At 41.5% G+C, this 17,831-nt stretch carries 15 protein-coding genes and 1 riboswitch; of the genes, 7 read left to right on the top strand and 8 right to left on the bottom strand.

The window, feature by feature from the left end; all coding sequences use genetic code 11:
* Positions 1-37 precede the first annotated feature (37 nt).
* On the bottom strand, positions 38-2,080 hold the full coding sequence (locus tag H580_RS0109525) for a methyl-accepting chemotaxis protein (RefSeq protein ID WP_028594571.1): 2,043 nt from the start codon (positions 2,078-2,080) through the stop codon (positions 38-40).
* Between the two features lie 254 nt (positions 2,081-2,334).
* On the opposite strand from H580_RS0109525, the gene H580_RS0109520 reads away from it, so the two are divergent.
* The 6 genes from H580_RS0109520 (at position 2,335) to phnX (ending at position 8,328) form a co-directional block, all read left to right on the top strand.
* Positions 2,335-2,667 (top strand): DUF1904 family protein, encoded by a 333-nt coding sequence (locus tag H580_RS0109520; RefSeq protein ID WP_028594570.1) that lies wholly within the window; start codon positions 2,335-2,337, stop codon positions 2,665-2,667.
* 339 nt (positions 2,668-3,006) lie between these two features.
* Positions 3,007-3,759 (top strand): ABC transporter ATP-binding protein, encoded by a 753-nt coding sequence (locus H580_RS0109515; protein WP_028594569.1) that lies wholly within the window; start codon positions 3,007-3,009, stop codon positions 3,757-3,759.
* A complete protein-coding gene (locus H580_RS26510; RefSeq protein WP_028594568.1) occupies positions 3,752-5,368 on the top strand; it encodes an ABC transporter permease in 1,617 nt (538 codons plus the stop codon). Before H580_RS0109515 ends, H580_RS26510 begins: the two co-directional genes overlap by 8 nt.
* Before the next feature lie 30 nt (positions 5,369-5,398).
* Complete coding sequence (locus tag H580_RS26505) at positions 5,399-6,397, top strand: extracellular solute-binding protein (protein ID WP_028594567.1); 999 nt, start codon at positions 5,399-5,401, stop codon at positions 6,395-6,397.
* 12 nt (positions 6,398-6,409) lie between these two features.
* Positions 6,410-7,507, top strand: coding sequence for a 2-aminoethylphosphonate--pyruvate transaminase (phnW, locus tag H580_RS0109500; protein ID WP_028594566.1), 1,098 nt, complete (start codon positions 6,410-6,412; stop codon positions 7,505-7,507).
* Positions 7,507-8,328 carry a phosphonoacetaldehyde hydrolase gene (gene phnX / locus H580_RS0109495; RefSeq protein ID WP_028594565.1) on the top strand — a complete coding sequence of 274 codons (822 nt, stop codon included), beginning with the start codon at positions 7,507-7,509 and terminating at the stop codon, positions 8,326-8,328. Before phnW ends, phnX begins: the two co-directional genes overlap by 1 nt.
* Before the next feature lie 213 nt (positions 8,329-8,541).
* Here the strand turns inward: phnX and H580_RS0109490 are convergent, their stop codons facing one another.
* On the bottom strand, positions 8,542-9,012 hold the full coding sequence (locus tag H580_RS0109490; RefSeq protein WP_211224399.1) for an HAD family hydrolase: 471 nt from the start codon (positions 9,010-9,012) through the stop codon (positions 8,542-8,544).
* Positions 9,013-9,239: 227 nt separating this feature from the next.
* Positions 9,240-10,979, bottom strand: a complete 1,740-nt coding sequence (locus H580_RS0109485) for an ABC-F family ATP-binding cassette domain-containing protein (protein ID WP_028594563.1) — start codon at positions 10,977-10,979, stop codon at positions 9,240-9,242.
* Between the two features lie 228 nt (positions 10,980-11,207).
* On the opposite strand from H580_RS0109485, the gene metE reads away from it, so the two are divergent.
* Entirely contained in the window at positions 11,208-13,547 is a 2,340-nt protein-coding gene (gene metE, locus H580_RS0109480; RefSeq protein WP_342663185.1) for a 5-methyltetrahydropteroyltriglutamate--homocysteine S-methyltransferase, read from the top strand.
* A 20-nt stretch (positions 13,548-13,567) separates the two neighbouring features.
* On the opposite strand, the gene H580_RS0109475 is transcribed toward metE, so the two are convergent.
* The 5 genes from H580_RS0109475 to rlmH form a co-directional block, all read right to left on the bottom strand.
* Entirely contained in the window at positions 13,568-14,509 is a 942-nt protein-coding gene (locus tag H580_RS0109475) for a LysR family transcriptional regulator (RefSeq protein ID WP_028594561.1), read from the bottom strand.
* Positions 14,510-14,670: 161 nt separating this feature from the next.
* Positions 14,671-14,876: riboswitch (cobalamin riboswitch) on the bottom strand.
* Between the two features lie 340 nt (positions 14,877-15,216).
* Positions 15,217-15,795 carry a PIN domain-containing protein gene (locus H580_RS0109470; RefSeq protein WP_028594560.1) on the bottom strand — a complete coding sequence of 193 codons (579 nt, stop codon included), beginning with the start codon at positions 15,793-15,795 and terminating at the stop codon, positions 15,217-15,219.
* Entirely contained in the window at positions 15,792-16,622 is an 831-nt protein-coding gene (locus tag H580_RS0109465) for an ImmA/IrrE family metallo-endopeptidase (RefSeq protein ID WP_028594559.1), read from the bottom strand. Before H580_RS0109465 ends, H580_RS0109470 begins: the two co-directional genes overlap by 4 nt.
* 3 nt (positions 16,623-16,625) lie before the next feature.
* Complete coding sequence (locus H580_RS23850) at positions 16,626-16,967, bottom strand: helix-turn-helix domain-containing protein (protein WP_036604988.1); 342 nt, start codon at positions 16,965-16,967, stop codon at positions 16,626-16,628.
* A gap of 252 nt (positions 16,968-17,219) precedes the next feature.
* Positions 17,220-17,699 (bottom strand): 23S rRNA (pseudouridine(1915)-N(3))-methyltransferase RlmH, encoded by a 480-nt coding sequence (rlmH, locus tag H580_RS0109455; protein ID WP_028594558.1) that lies wholly within the window; start codon positions 17,697-17,699, stop codon positions 17,220-17,222.
* Positions 17,700-17,831 lie beyond the last annotated feature (132 nt).

Raw genomic sequence — 17,831 nt, 5'->3', positions numbered from 1 at the left:
ACAATTGTGAATAGCAATCATTCATTATAATTAGCCTCTATACCTTAAATCGCTGTACCACATCATTTAGGGATTGCGCTACTTCGGCTTGATCCTGCGCCGTTTGCGCAATATGTCTCATACCGCTATTCGTATCCGATATACTGCCTTGTATTTCTTCTGTATTTTCTGAGGTTCTTTGTGCAATGCTCGCCATATTTTCAATGGCGGCAGTAATTTCTTTAATGGTATGGGAAACATTATCGGACATGTTTGCAATATCATCGGATATTAATCTTACATTATCAGCATCTTTATTGTACTGGCTACCTGTATCATGTAACAGATCATAATCTGCCATGACTTGCTTATTAATAAACTCCAATATTCCATTCGCATCATCAGTTAGATCATTAAAAGCTTTCTGTGTCTTTTCAATCGTTTCATGGATTTGTAAGGCAGTACGCTCAGATTGCTCGGCTAATTTTCGTACTTCCTGAGCAACTACAGCAAATCCTTTTCCACTATCTCCAGCTCTTGCTGCCTCAATGGCTGCATTTAAAGAAAGTAGATTCGTTTGGCTAGCAATATTGGCAATTGCGTCTGCCATTAGCTTCACTTCACTAACGACTTTTCCATTTTCAATAGCCGTAAGGATCGCCTTTTCCTTTTCTTCATAAAGTCTTTTTGCATGCTCAATCGATTGTTCTGCTGTGTGGCTAATGTGGACAGCTCTTTCTTTAATTTTGATCGCTTCCTGGTTGCTATTTTGTGCGGTCTTCGCTAGTACTTCTACATGAGCTGCCACTTCTTCTACCGAAGCACTTATCTCTTCACTGCTAGCGCTTGTATCTTGTGAACCCATCGCAATTTCTTCAGAAGAGGAGTTAATCAATTCTATCTGACCCGTAACTTCCTCAAAGGTCGCACTTAATTCCTGACTAGTCACACTAACTTGTTCGGCGTCTCTAGCAATATCGCGCACAACTCCTCTTAATGTCTCCGACATTTTGTTGAAAGCATGCCCAATATTACTTAACTCATCTTTCCCCGATACTTCAATGACCCCAGTAAAATCTCCCTCTCCCATTACTCGACTCATTTCTTCTAATCGTTTCAAACGATTTGTTAGCTGTTTCGTATACATAAATATAGTCAAACTAACGATAAGTATAGCGATAACGCCTATTACGGAGAGAGTTCTTACTAATTCTCTTGAGGGAGCTTCTATTTCATCATTGGAAATAAAGAATGCTAGCTTCCAACCTGCTGCTGTAACCGTATCATAGTATACTTTAGCATCGCCAAAATCACCTTCTCCCTTAATAAAGGATTGGCCACTTTCCGTTTGCAGCATTTCTCCCCCGAGTGTTTTCAACGACTCCCTCGGGCTGTCTTGAATATTATTTTTCATAATATTTTCTGAAACAATATCATGTAGAATTAAGCCCTGCTTGCTCAAGAGCAAAGGCAAGCCTGTTTCACCAACTTTAATGCCGGATACCATATCCATAATCTCATCAAGACTCAAGTCTGCTGTAACCGTGCCTACAAATTCATTTTTATAATATAGCGGAGATATCGTTGTAACCATGGACACACCAGAATTGGAATCGATATAGGGCTCCGTCCAGGTCATTTCTCCCTCCTTTAACGCTTTTGCATCGGTGTAATAATATTCTTTTGTGTAATCGATTTTATTGTAAGAATCGTCGATAGACATAACACCATCTTTTTGACTCACATAATAAGCTCTTCTTCCAACTTGCGGGTCCAGCTTATTTGGTGCAAAAAAGACACCTACACCAAAGGTTTCATCATTCGTTGACAGTACTTTTTTCATTCTGTTCAAGTACTCTTCTCTTGTCAGCTTGGGGTTATCGTTAACACTCATTAAAAACGTTTGCAGCGTCTTTTCATGAGCGAGAAAAGATAGATTAATTGTCTCTATTCCACTAGTTAAATTGGCTTGCATCATCTGATCAACCTGTGATGTCACCATCGAATTACTTTTAAAATAGGATACCCCTGACATAACCAATACCGTCACAATCATGACGGGTAATAATAGACGTAGCATTTGACCTTTAATTGTATTCATAGCTGTCTTCACACCTTTTCTGACTGAAAATAGTAACCGTTCCATACCATTTCGATATCATTGGGCTTTCTTTATTACTCTTTAAAAAAAAGTAACATTATCCAATATAAATATAATCGGTATATTGTTTAGCAACTTTAACGGTTACGGGTGGATTATATTCGCAATTAACTATCCAATTGCATCCAATACAAATGTACATATACAATAAAAGAAGGACAAAGGCTAAAGTCATATCGACAGGAGGATGTTACATGCCACAATTAATTTTTAGAGGAATTCCAGCCGAGGGCATACGTGCAATTAGCATACCGCTCGTAGCGGAGATGGCAGAAATATGCCAATGCGGAACAGATAATTTTACCTTAGAGTGTCTTCACGTTACCGCTATATTTGACGGAAAATATACTGATTCGTACCCTTTCATTGACGTATGGTGGTTTGAGCGTGGGGACGAAGTGCGTGATAAGATGGCAGAGGCAATTGATAGGCATGTTCGGTTGCTTGGGATACCGGATCTAGAGATTTCCTTCCGAGTTGGACGCGAGGACAACTTTTATATGAACGGAAGACGTTATACTTCCTAGCTGTTGGAATTTATACCGTCATAGAAAATGGACCCTTCTACCAAAATGGTGAAGGGGTTTTTACTTTCCACAAACAAAACCTCTCAGCAGGTACCCCATTCTATTATTGGAAAATGCCCTCGCAAACCCGCCTATAATCCCAGCCAAACCAACCACTTACCAAATTACCACCTCAATATAGGGGTTTTGTATAAATTCACCCATAATATCACAGTAACAGTCGCAATATTTACAAATTGTATGAATAGTGCATCATAATTTACGCACGTTTTACTCAGACTTCGAACAAAATTTACAGAGTACTTTTATACTAGGCTTGTAATCAAGGAGGTGAGTCATATTCTCAAATTACAAAATATAAGCAAACATTTTGATGGCAAGACGATTCTCGATAATATTAGCTTCGAGATCGGTACAGGGGAAATTGTATCGCTGCTAGGACCAAGCGGAAGCGGAAAAACTACGCTGCTGAACATCATTTTGGGATTGACTCAAATGGATCAAGGAAAGATTATATTTCACCAGTCCGATTTGACTCATGTGCCTATGAGAAAACGCGGCTTCAACATTGTATTTCAGGATTATGCCCTTTTTCCGAATTTGAACGCATATGACAATATCGTGTATGGTCAGCGCAACAATAAAGAATCGGCAAGCCCTCAACAGATTCAAGAATATATTGAATTTTTGGAACTTAAGCCTCATCTACAGAAAAAAATCGGGGAATTGTCCGGGGGGCAGAAGCAAAGAGTGGCATTGGCACGAACACTCGTCACCAATCCGAAAATTTTGCTGTTGGACGAACCACTTAGCGCTCTAGATGGAGTCATTAAAGAATCTATTAAGCAGCGTATCCAGTCGATTGCACGGGAGTTCAAGCTGACGACGATTATCGTAACGCATGACCCAGAGGAAGCATTAACGATTTCGGACAAAATTCTTATTATTAATCAGGGGAAAATATCACAATTTGGTGCCCCCCAAGAAATTGTTCATCAGCCTAGCAATGACTTCGTCGATCAATTTATTATTAAGCAGCTTCACATCAAAAGACAAAATATATACAACTTGTTTGGAGAACAGTATGCCTAATGTCAAACCAGAAATGCGGGTAATTTTTGTAGTCATTCTTTCACTATTCGCAGCATTCCTGTTTCTGCCGCTTCTAATTTTATTCGCTCGTTCATTCGAGGACGAACAAGGGATTTCGATTGCCAATTACATGTCGATATGGTCGGACCGGAATATGATAGAAGCGTCCTTTAACAGCTTGAAAGTATCGGCTGCTGCAGCCTTCATATCTACCATTCTGGGATTTATGCTTGCCTATGCGATTCACTGCACCAATATGTACAGACCGCTGAAAAGCGTGCTGAAAACGGCCATTGTTGTTCCTATGCTGCTTCCGACGATCACCTACGGCTTTGCGATCATTTACTCGCTTGGGAATCAGGGATTGCTTACGAAGCTTGCAGGACGAAGTCTATTCGATATTTATGGATTCAACGGTTTGCTGATCGGATATGTCATCTACACGCTTCCATCAGCATTTCTATTGCTCCATAACGCATTTCAATCTGTTGATAAAAAATTTATTATCGTATCCAAACTTATGGGTGACGGGACATTGCGCAGCTTTGCGAACACAATCCTTCGTCCATTGATAGGAACGCTAGGTGGAGCCTTCGTGCTCTCCTTCATTCTCAGTTTTACAGATTTCGGTATTCCTGCCTCGTTAGGCGGAGCTTACCCTGTAGTGGCAACGCAGCTGTATCAAGTGATGCTCGGCTCTATTCCCGACTTTAATCAAGGTGCTGTCATCGCCGTCCTTATGTTAGTACCTGCAATGTTTGGCATCTGGCTGCTTAAACGTCTCGAGCGGCTAAATTTTCACTATGACAAGCTGGCGGACACCGAGCTGCCCCGTCATCGCATCCGGGATGCAGCATTTGGCTTCATCTCTATTGCCACCGTTCTTGGGATGTTGTCCGTCTTTGCCGTGATGTTTATAGCACCGTGGCTAACTGCTTTTCCCTATGATCTCACTTTTACGTTAAAACATGTAATCAGCACGTTTCAATCGAGCGACTTGACGAGAGTATATGTAAACTCCTTGTTTGTAGCGCTACTGACAGCCCTATTCGGAACGCTGATCGCGTATAGCGCAGCCATCCTAAATGTACGAACTTCCCTAATGGGCAGGTCTGCTCTAGACATCGTTTCAATGATTTCTAATACGGTGCCTGGTATGGTGCTCGGAATCTCGTACCTATTGCTTTTCAACGGCAGTAGCCTAAAGGGAACGTTTGCCATTCTCGTCATTTGCAATATGATGCATTTCTTTACAACGCCGTACCTGATGGCCAAGAACGCCCTGTCTAGAATGAATCCATCTTGGGAAACAACCGGAGAACTGCTCGGTGACAGCTGGTTCAATACCGTTTGGCGGGTTATTCTCCCCAACTCGGCTTCTACCGTAATCGAAATGGCAAGTTATTTTTTCATCAACGCGATGGTGACGGTCAGCGGCATTATTTTTCTGGTCTCCGCTCAAACGTCCGTTGTAGCCAGCAAGATTAAGGAGCTCCAACATTTTGGGAAATTTAACGAGATTTTTGTAATATCCTTGCTTATCTTTTTTACAAATTTGATCATCAAGCTTTTATGCGATTATTTGCAAAAACGGCGCACTGTGAACTAACTTATGCCGAATCCAAAGGAGCAAATTACGATGAAAAAAACGTTGAAATGTGTACTACTCACCTTATTAACGATAAGCCTAGCGATTGCTGCAACAGGCTGTGGCAAAAGTGAGGCAGACGCCAAAAAAGTAGTTATCTATACAAACGGCGATGAAGAAGCCGTTCAGGCCATGAAAACATCACTTACGAATAGCGGCTTTGAAGGTCAATATGTATTGCATTCACTTGGAACTTCAGAGCTGGGTGGCAAACTACTTGCCGAAGGTAAAAATATCGAAGCAGATCTAATTACGATGAGCTCCTATTTTATCGAAAGCTCGCAAAATAAACACGCCATGTTTAAAGAACTGTCGTTTGAAACGGACGCGCTTGAAACACATCCCTCTTTTTATGCGCCCATATTATCAATTACCGGTACAACCTTTGTAAATACGGAACTATTAGAACAAAAAGGGCTTCCACGTCCCACATCCATCGCGGATTTAACAAAACCAGAATTCAAAGGTCTGGTCTCCATTCCGGACATTATGCATTCCTCTACAGGATGGCTGCTGATTCAAGCCATCATTTCCGAATATGGGGAAGAATCGGGCAAGGCTATCTTGCATGATCTCATTACCAATGCCGGCCCTCATCTGGAGAGCTCCGGATCCGGTCCAATCAAAAAAATACAGGCTGGAGAAGTTGCCGCTGGTTTTGGCCTTCGCCATCAAGCGGTTGCTGCTAGAGCAACGGGTATTCCCATCGACTTTGTGGATCCTATTGAAGGCAATTTTTCATTGACGGAGTCCATTGCTGTGGTGAACAAGGACAATGAAACTACCGATCTTGCGATGAAAATGGCAGAAGCCATCCTCAAAGGTGCAAGAAAAGATTTGATCGTTAACTATCCAGTTGCCTTATATAAAGGAGAAACCATCGATCAGGTCGACAAGCCTGCGTACCCAAAAGGTTTTGCCAAGCCGCTCACAGTGGAGCTGCTCCAAGAGCATCAGCAATTTTTCAATACATCCAAATCAGGCAACTAGGGGGTTTACGTGATGAACAGCTACAAACTATTAACACCTGGACCTTTGACCACGACACGTACTGTAAAAGAGGAAATGCTGCTTGATCGATGCACATGGGATGATGAATACAAATCGATGACTCAACAGATTAGATCTCAACTACTGAATATAGCAAGAGCAAACCCTGTTGAGTATACGACAGTGCTCATGCAGGGAAGCGGTACGTTTGCTGTGGAATCCGTTCTTACCTCTACGATTAGAAACGAAGATAAATTGCTTATCATAACAAACGGTGCTTATGGTGAACGCATCGTGCAAATAGCCGATTGCATCGGATTGAAGCACACCGAGTACCGTGTGAGCTTTGATGAGCAGCCTAATGAAAGCGACATACGATCAATTTTGGAGAAAGACCCAAGTATTTCTCATATCGCTATGGTTCACTGTGAGACCACAACCGGGATACTGAACCCGCTCGATATGATTTCTAAGCTTTCCATTGCGTATAGAAAAACGTTAATTATTGATGCCATGAGCAGCTTTGGCGGTATCGAAATTGATGTTCCCAGCCTTGGAATTGATTATTTGATCAGCAGCGCGAACAAATGTATTCAAGGTGTTCCGGGCTTCGGGTTTATCATTGCTAACAAAGAGAAGCTTACAGCCTGCGAAGGTATTGCACGCAGCTTATCATTAGACCTATATGATCAGTGGCAGGGAATGGACAAGGACGGCAAATGGCGGTTCACTTCCCCGACGCATGTAGTCGCGGCCTTCTCTAAAGCTTTGGACGAGCTAGAACAGGAAGGCGGCGTTGCCGCAAGATTTATACGTTATCGTGACAATAATGCCTTGTTGAGGGAGCGGCTTGCCCAGCTTGGCATCCATGCTTATATTGCACCGGACAAGCAATCTCCAATTATTACTACTTTTTTGTTCCCAAGTGAATCGTTCAGCTTTCCGCATTTCTATGCTTATACAAAAGCAAGAGGATTTGTTATCTATCCTGGCAAATTAACCGAGATGGATACGTTCCGAATCGGCAACATTGGAGACATTGATCACAAGGACATTGAGCAGCTTTGCGAAATAATTGAAGAATATATGGGAGTGGGAGTGATCGCATAATGAACAAAATTGAAGGAGTTATTTTAGATTGGGCGGGAACGGCTGTCGATTACGGATGCTTCGCCCCCGTCAATGTATTTGTCACAATTTTTAAAAATGCCGGAATTGACGTTACGATGGATGAAGCAAGAGCGCCCATGGGAATGTTGAAGATTGACCATATACGTGCAATGCTCTCCATGCCGAGGCTATCGGGACTGTGGGAAGATAAGTACGGACGCCCGTTTGAAGAACAAGATGTGGAAAAGCTTTATGCCGAGTTCGAACCGGCTCTCATGGACTGTTTGTCTCAATATACAGATCCCATTCCCGGTGTAATCGAAACGGTAGACAAGCTGAGGTCTCAAGGATTAAAAATTGGTTCTACAACAGGCTATACCAACACAATGATGGATGTCGTCGTTTCGAATGCTCGTCAAAAAGGATATAGTCCCGATAGTTATGTTACGCCAGATGATACTGACTCCTACGGAAGACCGTACCCTTACATGATCTATCGCAACATGGAGCAGTTGAAGCTGTCCGCAGCTTGGGGTATCGTAAAGGTTGGCGATACGACATCCGATATTAAAGAAGGCGTAAATGCAGGTGTATGGTCTGTCGGTGTTGTAATTGGAAGCTCCGAAATGGGGCTTCACCAAGAACAATTCGAAAGCCTTGCGCCGTCCGAACAAGAAAAAATAATTGCAGATACAAAAGAAGTTTTCCTTCAACACGGCGCAGACTTTACGATTCATACGATGAGTGAGCTACCTGCATTAATAGAGCAAATCAATAGCTTGTTATCGAAGGGCTATAGACCTGGCTTCATCATAAAATAGCTCTCATCTGATTTAATATTCGCGCGCAGCATCGAACCAACGTTGAGCCAGCTCATCGAGTATGCGCTGGCCAATCTGGTGGTCAGACTGGCTAAGAGAAATTTTCCTTCAAAATTCAATCAGTTCAAGTTAGAGAACTGGTTAAGGAACTTCAGTGAGATCAGCTGACCCAATTCAGAAAGTGTATTCAGAAGTTAGCTATTGGTAAAAATATTATCCTCTTAAAGTCGCAATGATTCTACTTGGTTTCAATATCAGATCAAATGCTCCCTCAATGCTTTTACATACCATATCCGCTTTCATTAAAGATTTTGCGGAGCAACCTTCTTCCCCGATCACAATAATGGATAGGCCGCAAGCTTCAAACATTTGTCCATCATTGTACCCATTTCCAATACATACGCATTGTTCTGCTCCAAGCTTTTCTACAATTTCTCTTTTATGTACTGCTGCATTTGAGTTAGCAAATATTTGTACTTCTATAGGCATGTCAGCACATTGATTTCTCGCAGTACCATGGGTATCAGCCGTTACTACATGTACTCGTATACCTTTTTTATGAATAGCCTCTATTTTTTCTTTTATTGAAGGAATAATTTTACCGTCACAGGCTATCGTTCCGTTATAATCCAGTACAAGATTGCGAATGTTTATAATTCCTCTTCCGGGTATATTAATTTCCACTTCAAGCATCTCCTTATCTCTAGTTGATAGATCTACCCAATTGGTCAATGGCGTTTCCTTATTACTCAATCAAAGAACTGCACTTACTTATGATACGGTTCACAAGGCCGTTCGTAACGGTAATTTTTACTATTACGCAGAGAAAAGAAGCTCGAAACCCAGCATCATCTGTTCCCAAGGAGTGCAGACTGCGGGCTTCAAGCTTCTTCTTTCTAATCATCAAATTTTTAAAGCAACTTAATCAGCTCTTCTAGCTCATCAACCAATACTTTAGCAAGTTCAAAATCAGTATTTTTTAAAGCCATTTCTATTTTCATTTCAACTGACTTTTTATTTTGTTCCATTTCTAAATAATCTTTATTAAAGTGACTCGCATAGATCATCTGTTTGAATTTTTTCATTTTCATTTTTCTAATCGTCTTATCGTCAATGATTAACACATAATCCATACCATTTACAACCGAATAGAAATCATGAGAAATCATGAGAATCGCACCTTTATAGCTCTCAATGGCTTTCTCTAGTGCTAGTTGTGCATAAGTGTCTAAATGGCTTGTCGGTTCATCTAGAAGCAATACATTGGCTTTACTAGCAGACACTTTTGCCAACTGAAGCATATTTTTTTCTCCACCAGATAAAGACCCTATTTTCTGATTAACGATTTCTCCTTCAAAGCCATAGTTCGAAATATACGATCTAATCTCATCATACGTGTCGAACCCAGCATCGATAAATTCTTCTAGTATGGTATTTGAATCATTTAGCACTTCGCCCTGCATCTGAGATAAATAAGCCACTTTCGCATCCGTATTTATTTCAATGGAATCATGATTGTTTTTAAAAATATCTCGGAGTAAAGTCGTTTTCCCTGTACCGTTAGGGCCAATAATGGCCACTTTATCCGTAGATTTTATCTCAAAGCTAACATTGTCCAGAAGCAGCTCATCAAAGGCAACGCGATAATTACTGACATTTATAACCGTAGTGTCTTCCATTTCATTCTCAATATCAAAACTAATATTCGGTTGCTTAATATCAACAAATGGCGCTTTAATTCTACGCGCTTCCAATCTTTCTTGAAACTTAACTCTAGCTTTTAACGCTCGTCCTCTAGATGCTTCTGAATTATGCGTTGCGATCGCTCTAAGATTATCAATAATGCCATCGTATCTCTCAATTTCTTCTTGTTCAGCGACTGCGATTTCTTGTAATTCGATTTTTGTCTGAAGTAAGGAGAAATTATACTCAATATATCGCCCATCAAACTCTTGGAGCTCCTTGTTTTCAAGGTGTATAATTTTGTTGAAACAATGATTCAATAAATATCGGTTGTGCGTAACAACTAGCAGTATTCCTTTGTGAGCATTGATAAGATTTTTAAGCGCATTTAAGTTTTCAAAGTCTAAAAATACATCTGGTTCATCCATAATGATTACGTCTGGACCATTAAGCATTTCCTTCATTACTTGAACAAGTTTAAATTCCCCACCACTTAGGGCGGATACGCTAAGATCTTTTAGCTTCATGAGGTTTGCTTGATTTAGTTTCTTATTAATGTTGCTTTCAAAATCTTCCCCACCGATTGCATCAAATGCGTCTAAAGCCAATTGATACTTTTCGAGTAAAGGCTCAATATCCGCTGATGTTTCCATTTCGGTACAAATAGATGTTATTTCATTTTGTATCTTAATAAATGGTTCCCCTATATACTCAAAAACGCTTGTTTCCTTCGTTTCGTCTAATTGAGGGAATTGACTTACGTACCCGATTGTACAAGTCGGCTCTATTTCTAATTTGCCCTCGAACATGTACTTTTCAGGATCCATCAGTATATCGATTAATGTACTTTTTCCATTGCCACTTGCTCCTATAAAGGCGCAATGTTGTCCCTCTTCAAGCGTAAATGAAATGTTTGTATATAGTTCTTTTTGTGGAAACGAGAAGGATAAGTTGTCTACTTTTATCATCGTATTACCTTTCTTTATAACTAAAATAGTGACTGTTTTTAGTTGTATGGTGGAGTATAGTATTAGCGTTTAACGTTGTTTAGATTAACACTGTTTACAACCAACTTCAATCCGTTTTGTATCCCATACATTGGGGGCCAACGTTTCTTGCTACCTCTTTAACTACCCTCAGGGCATTCCTTCATGAAATTAGCCCATATAAAAAAACTATACCTTTGCATAGTTTTTTTGTGTTTCCCGATAGCAGCTTCCACGTCTTATAATCTATCCAACATATCACGTAAGGAGCTGCTACAATTGAAAACATCCATCATTGGTTATCCGCGAGTAGGCGGACTTAGAGAGCTTAAATTTGCATCCGAAAAATACTTCAAAGGTGTACTTCCCGTCGAAGAACTACAACAAACTGCGGCGCAGCTTAGAGCGGCAAACTGGAAGCTTCAGCAGGAAAATGGCGTCGACTTCATTCCATCCAATGATTTTTCCTTCTACGATGGACTGCTCGACACCGCTTGCTTGCTTGGGATCGTTCCGCAAAGATACCAAGCGCTCGGTCTAAGCCCGCTAGAAACGTATTTCGCAATGGCGAGAGGCTATCAAGGCGACAAAGGCGACGTGAAAGCACTGGCGATGAAAAAATGGTTCAACACGAACTATCATTATATGGTGCCCGAAATTGACGATACAACAAGCATCCGTGTGGCTGGATCGAAGTTGTTCGACGAATTTACGGAAGCAAAACAACAGGGAATTACAACTAAACCGGTACTGATTGGCGCATTCACCCTGCTCAAACTCGCAAGATTCACTGGATCCAAAAAAGCAGAGGACTTCGTGCCTGCGGTTGTCGAAGCGTATAAAGCTGTCCTGAACCAATTGAACACGCTTGGCGCAGCATGGCTTCAACTGGATGAGCCTGCATTGGTAACGGATTTGACTGCGGAAGATATCTCGCTGTTTACGGAGCTTTACAACGGAATTCTTTCCGCCAAAGGCAACGTAAAAGTTGTCGTGCAAACGTATTTCGGAGACGTTCGTGACTGCTATCAGGCGCTTCAAGCACTGCCGTTTGACGGAATCGGCATTGACTTCGTCGAAGGCAAGCAGTCTTTGGAGCTCGTGCGTGAGCATGGCTTCGCAAGCGACAAAGTGCTGTTCGCCGGCGTACTTAACGGTAAGAACATCTGGAAGAACCAATATAAACAGACGATTGCCCTCGTTCGCGAGATCGGCAAGCATGCAAGCCAAGTCGTGCTCGGCACTTCCTGCTCACTGCTCCACGTTCCTTATTCACTGAAGCATGAAACGAAGCTGACGGAGACAAATAAGCAATACTTCGCCTTCGCGGAAGAGAAGCTGCGTGAGCTTGCTGATCTGAAATCGATTCTGGAGCAAGCAAACCCGGAAGCCTCCGCTATTTATACGGAGAACGAGAAGCTGTTCAACGGGTCGCGCCTTACGAACGACAACTCGGTACAGAAGAGAGTGGCCGCGTTGACGGATGCCGACTTCACGAGATTGCCTGCGTTTGAAGAGCGAGAAGCGATTCAAAAAGCAAAATTTAATCTGCCGCTGCTGCCTACGACGACGATCGGCTCATTCCCGCAAACGGCTGAAGTCCGCGCAAACCGCGCAGCTTTCAAGAAAGGCAACATCACCGAAGAACAGTACAAGCAGTTCAACTTTGACCGGATCGCAGAGTGCATTGCACAGCAGGAAGAGATCGGCATTGACGTCATTGTTCACGGCGAATACGAGCGCAATGACATGGTAGAATACTTTGGCGAATGCTTGGATGGCTTTATTTTCACAGAGAACGCCTGGGTTCAGTCTTACGGAACACGCTGCGTAAAACCGCCGGTCGTATGGGGCGACATTAGCCGCAGCAAGCCGATGACAGTAGAATACTCGGCGTTCGCGAAGAGCCGTACCAACAAACTGGTCAAAGGTATGCTGACAGGTCCGGTAACGATTCTGAACTGGTCCTTCCCTCGCGAGGATATCAGCCTGAAGGAGAGCGCTCTTCAGATCGGTCTTGCCATTCGTGACGAAGTACTCGATCTGGAAGCGAACGGTATCGAAATTATTCAGATCGACGAGGCTGCATTAAGAGAAAAGCTGCCACTGCGTCATTCCGACTGGCAAAGCGAATACTTGAGCTGGGCAATTCCTGCCTTCAGACTTGTACACAGTGGTGTTAAAGCCGAAACGCAAATTCATACCCATATGTGCTACAGCCAATTCAGCGACATCATTCGCGATATCGATGCGATGGACGCCGATGTCATTACGTTCGAAGCATCACGTTCGGATCTGGCCCTCATCGACGTTCTCAATGAATGCGGCTTCCGTACGGAAGTCGGTCCTGGCGTCTATGACATCCATTCGCCTCGAATTCCGAGCGTGGACGAGCTTAAACAAGGGCTGGACCGCATGCTCGACAAGATCGAAGTCTCCAAGCTATGGGTTAACCCGGATTGCGGACTTAAAACACGCGGTGTCACGGAAACGTGGGCCAGCTTGAAAAACCTTGTACAAGCAGCTAAAGAAGTTAGAGCAACGTTGTAATAACGTAAAAGAGGATGGACTCAGTCGAGTTCATCCTCTTGCTTTATAATCGGGTAGCCAAAATCCATAATGATATTTTTGAGCTTCATCACATAGGCGGTAGCCAACTGACTCAAACTGGCCTTCTGATTCACGATGTAACCCACCTGAATGCTCTCATCGGTACGAAGTCGTACAGATTTGATTTGTTCCCCGTTCAGATCCTTATTCAATACGCCCGAGCTAATCGTATAGCCATTAAGCCCGATCAACAGGTTAAATAGCGTCGCGCGGTCACTGACCAATATTTTTTTCTTGTATGTTCGTGTACTTAGTATTTCCTCCGCAAAGTAAAAGGAATTATATTCGCCTTGCTCAAAGGCCAAACACGGGAAGTCATCCAAATCTTCGATGTCCAGTAGCGACTTGGATGCAAGTGGATGCTCCTTACTGATGAATACGTGCGCTTCCGCTTGGAATAACGGATAAAATCGCAACTCATTGTCCTTTAATATCTTCTGAATCACCTTTCGGTTGAATTCGCTCATATAGATGATTCCGAGCTCACTTTTCATATTCCTTACGTCTTCAATAATCTCATAGGTGCGTGTTTCACGCAGCGTACACTCATACTCATCCACATTAAGCTCCTTCAGCAGTCCGACGAAAGCCTGCACAGAAAAGGCGTAATGCTGCGTTGAGATCGAGAACAGCTTCTTCGAAGGCTTACGATTCATGTACCGCTGCTCGAGCAGCTCAGCTTGCTCCACGACTTGCCTAGCGTAAGATAAAAACTCCGCTCCATCGCTTGACAGCACAATTCCCTTGGACGATCGAAGGAAAATCTCTATACCAGCTTCCATCTCAATCTCTTTCACCGCGTTGGACAAGCTCGGCTGAGAAATATACAGCTTCTTTGCCGCTTCGCTTATGGAGCCGCAACTAACGATGGTCAGAATATATTTCAATTGCTGTAAGGTCATTAGAATACCCCTTTTCTACAACCCCAGTGTCGTTTCTCTAGATAGCCTTCTTCTAACAACTAGAAAAGGCGTCCTCCCTCTGAAAAATACATAGGGAAAGACGCCTTCATAATCTTACATTATGATGGATCATCTAACGCCTCCCTATCTCCCGTAGGTACGCAGTGCTATCAGAACAGGCAGGTCTCCTGGCTCGGGAATCATCACTCGGCAGCGACCTTCCCGATCGATGTAGATCAGTGGCTGATTGAGCTGCCTGCTCCTCCGTTACAGTGGCGGGACCGCGTCGGCATTGCACCGAACTTCCCTTTTAAGTCAGATCGACAAGCACGCTCGCCGATCAGACACCTGTTCTCGCTTATACAATTAAGTTGAATTTTTATTATAATTACATCTTACTCGATATTACATTTAAGATTAAAAATTACCTTATATTCAAGATAGCATATCTGAACAGTTATCACACGATTCAAATAAGTCACAGCCTGATATAGCGCATAAAAAACACATCATGCTGATTTGGTAGGATACAATTGTATTAAAACAACTGTAAAAGGAGTGATTCACTTCGTCGTCTTATGATACGGTTCAGCCCTATCATTTATAAAGAGAATTCGAAAGGCACCCAAATTGGGTGCCTTTATTTGTTAGTAAGGCAACTCCATACTATATATTTTTAAAGCAATAATCACAGTGAATAAGAGCTACTACCTTTTCTCTACAGTCATAAACTTAAACTCTAAGTCAGAAATACAATCACTAAATGACCTGTATTTCTTTGGGAAAAACGCGCCATTATTTCTCATTAAGTTAAACAGCTCATCACAGCGCTCTAAGCTTATTAAGCCCATTTCTTTAGCCATGTATAGTAGCCCAATTGAGCCAATCGTCACAATCCCATACTTCCTGGCTAGCTTTTTGGGTCCATTATCATCTGTAATTAAAATACATTTTTGATATTTCGCATAGATTAAAGATGCAGCCTCCCCATCGCCAAGCTTGGGAACATTAGATATTTTTGTGGGATAATTCTTAGAAATGGTATAATATTCGGATAGCATATCAATACCGTACAGTTCTTTAATCTCGAGCCACCCCGATTTCAAAGCTAACTCTACGTCCTGTTTAACTGAAGTAATAACAAAAGATTCCGTTTTCACAGAAATAGTAATAATTTTAGCGCCATGGAAAATATCATTAAGTAAATCAAAAACCCCTGCTAACGAGAAATTGGATAACGTAGTATTGTCAATAACAACGTCACCTGAAGTTATAATATTAATCATAGCTCGTCCCATCCAACTTCATCTGGATATGTTGCATCAGCTTGTTCTACTACTTTGCTAAGGTCAGTCTCTAAATTCTCTTCTAAAAAAGCAATAAAATGATTTACCATCACGGACTTACTTATATTGGCATTATGGTATGCACTGATTAATAAACTAATGTAATTGTCAGAAATGTAAGCATCCTTGGGGGCTTCAAAAACCAAGGAATCGATACCCTCAATTAAACAAGTTTCCTTTAACTTCAACTTACCTTTTCGACTCTTACGAAGATATTCTTGGTACACATCGAAAGTTATCAGACCTAGGTTATATAATCTTAGTGCCATAGCGATAAAAGATACTTTGTATTTGGAGCTCAATTTGAGTATGTTCTCTTTTCTTACTTCAATTTCCCCCCAATTATACTCTTTTAAAATATCCTCTTCTGGCATTAAAAAATGCGACGCAAAAAAGTCTGCTAAGATTTCGTTATCGTCCTTACTGAAACCCTCCGGAAAACAAATATCAAACATATCCTCATCATCAAATAAAACGTGCGATAATTCATGAGCGGCTGTGAAATTTTGATTACCTAAAATTCTATGTCTATGAATTAATACTATTTTTAAATCTCCTTGCTTAATGTACATTCCTAGTAGCTGAGTTTTTTTATCAAAGCCATATGTAACAACATAACAATCTTCTTTTTCAAGATATGAAAAAACGGGACTAGTAATAGGCCCGCTGTTTATTCTATACTTTTCTCTTGCCGATATAGCCCTCATCTTTGCTAATCGATATTTTTCATTATTTTTGTATATATTAGAGTATATTATAGGAATCATGCACTATCCCCTTAATTGTTTTAATTCCTCGATATGCGTAAGGAAAGAAGAAGCAAACTGAAGTGCTTTTTTTATTTCAGGATCTGTTTGATATCCTTGAACACGTAATCTTGCTTCAAAAGGAATTGCAGGCTGAGCCTCATCAAGATTCAACAACTCTAAGGGGGAAATCTGTAAATAATGGGATATCGATTCCAATTGTGATTGCGAAATATCTGATTGTCCAAATGCAATTGAGGCCAACGACGAGTAACTAATTCCGCACTCATCAGCTAAACGAATAGTTGTTAGTCCCCTATCTTTTAATATAGCGGTTAGATTTTTCCCAAATTGTTCACGATTCATATCTACACCTCCTTAACAGAATTATTATAGTATAAAAGAGATAGCTTCTCAATAATAACTTCACCTAAATAGTACCATTTTACTTATGGGAAACAAAATTTGTAACCACTTTGCTCCTTTAACACTTAGTAATCAGTTCATTAGTTTACTTTTTATTTTTACAATTACAGTTTGAACAAAAAACGCACAAAATGTAAAGTCAACTAAAAATTTAAATGTAGTTACATTGACTATTGTTTTCAGATATTTTCCTTATTTATGATACGGTTCCCCACGATTGATCTTCACTGCGCGATAAATCTGCTCCACTAACACCAAGCGCATCAACTGATGCGGCAACGTCATCCGACCAAACGACAGCTTCGTCTGTGCACGGCGTAGAACAGCATCCGACAAACCATTCGAACCGCCTATTATAAACACAACATGGCTCGTTCCATACGTGCCAAGCTTATCAATATGAGCTGCTAGATCCTCACTGGACCACAGCTGTCCATTTATCGCTAACGCTACAACATGAGCATCTGGCTTCACCTGTGCTAAAATACGCTCGCCTTCACGATCTTTCACCTGTTCCACTTCTGCATCGCTCATCTTCTCTGGTGCCTGTTCATCCGATAGCTCTGTCACTTGAAACTTCACATAAGGCGCCAATCGTTTGCTATATTCCGCAATCCCTTGTACCAAGTACTTTTCTTTTAATTTTCCTACACTAATCAATTGAATCAACATCTATAATAACTCCATTCTTTTGCTCTAATCGGTTATCCCGTCCTGCTTGCCACCACTAGTGTACCCGATGCATGCTCACAATAAAAGAGAGGACCTAAGCCCTCCCTTCCCTTGTAAAATGTATAGAAAGTA

Origin of the sequence: Paenibacillus assamensis DSM 18201 (assembly GCF_000422445.1) — a bacterium.
GTDB classification, from domain to species: Bacteria; Bacillota; Bacilli; order Paenibacillales; family Paenibacillaceae; genus Paenibacillus_B; species Paenibacillus_B assamensis.
The sequence above is the reverse complement of the archived record's forward strand: the minus strand, read 5'-3'. Positions and strand labels throughout refer to the sequence as shown.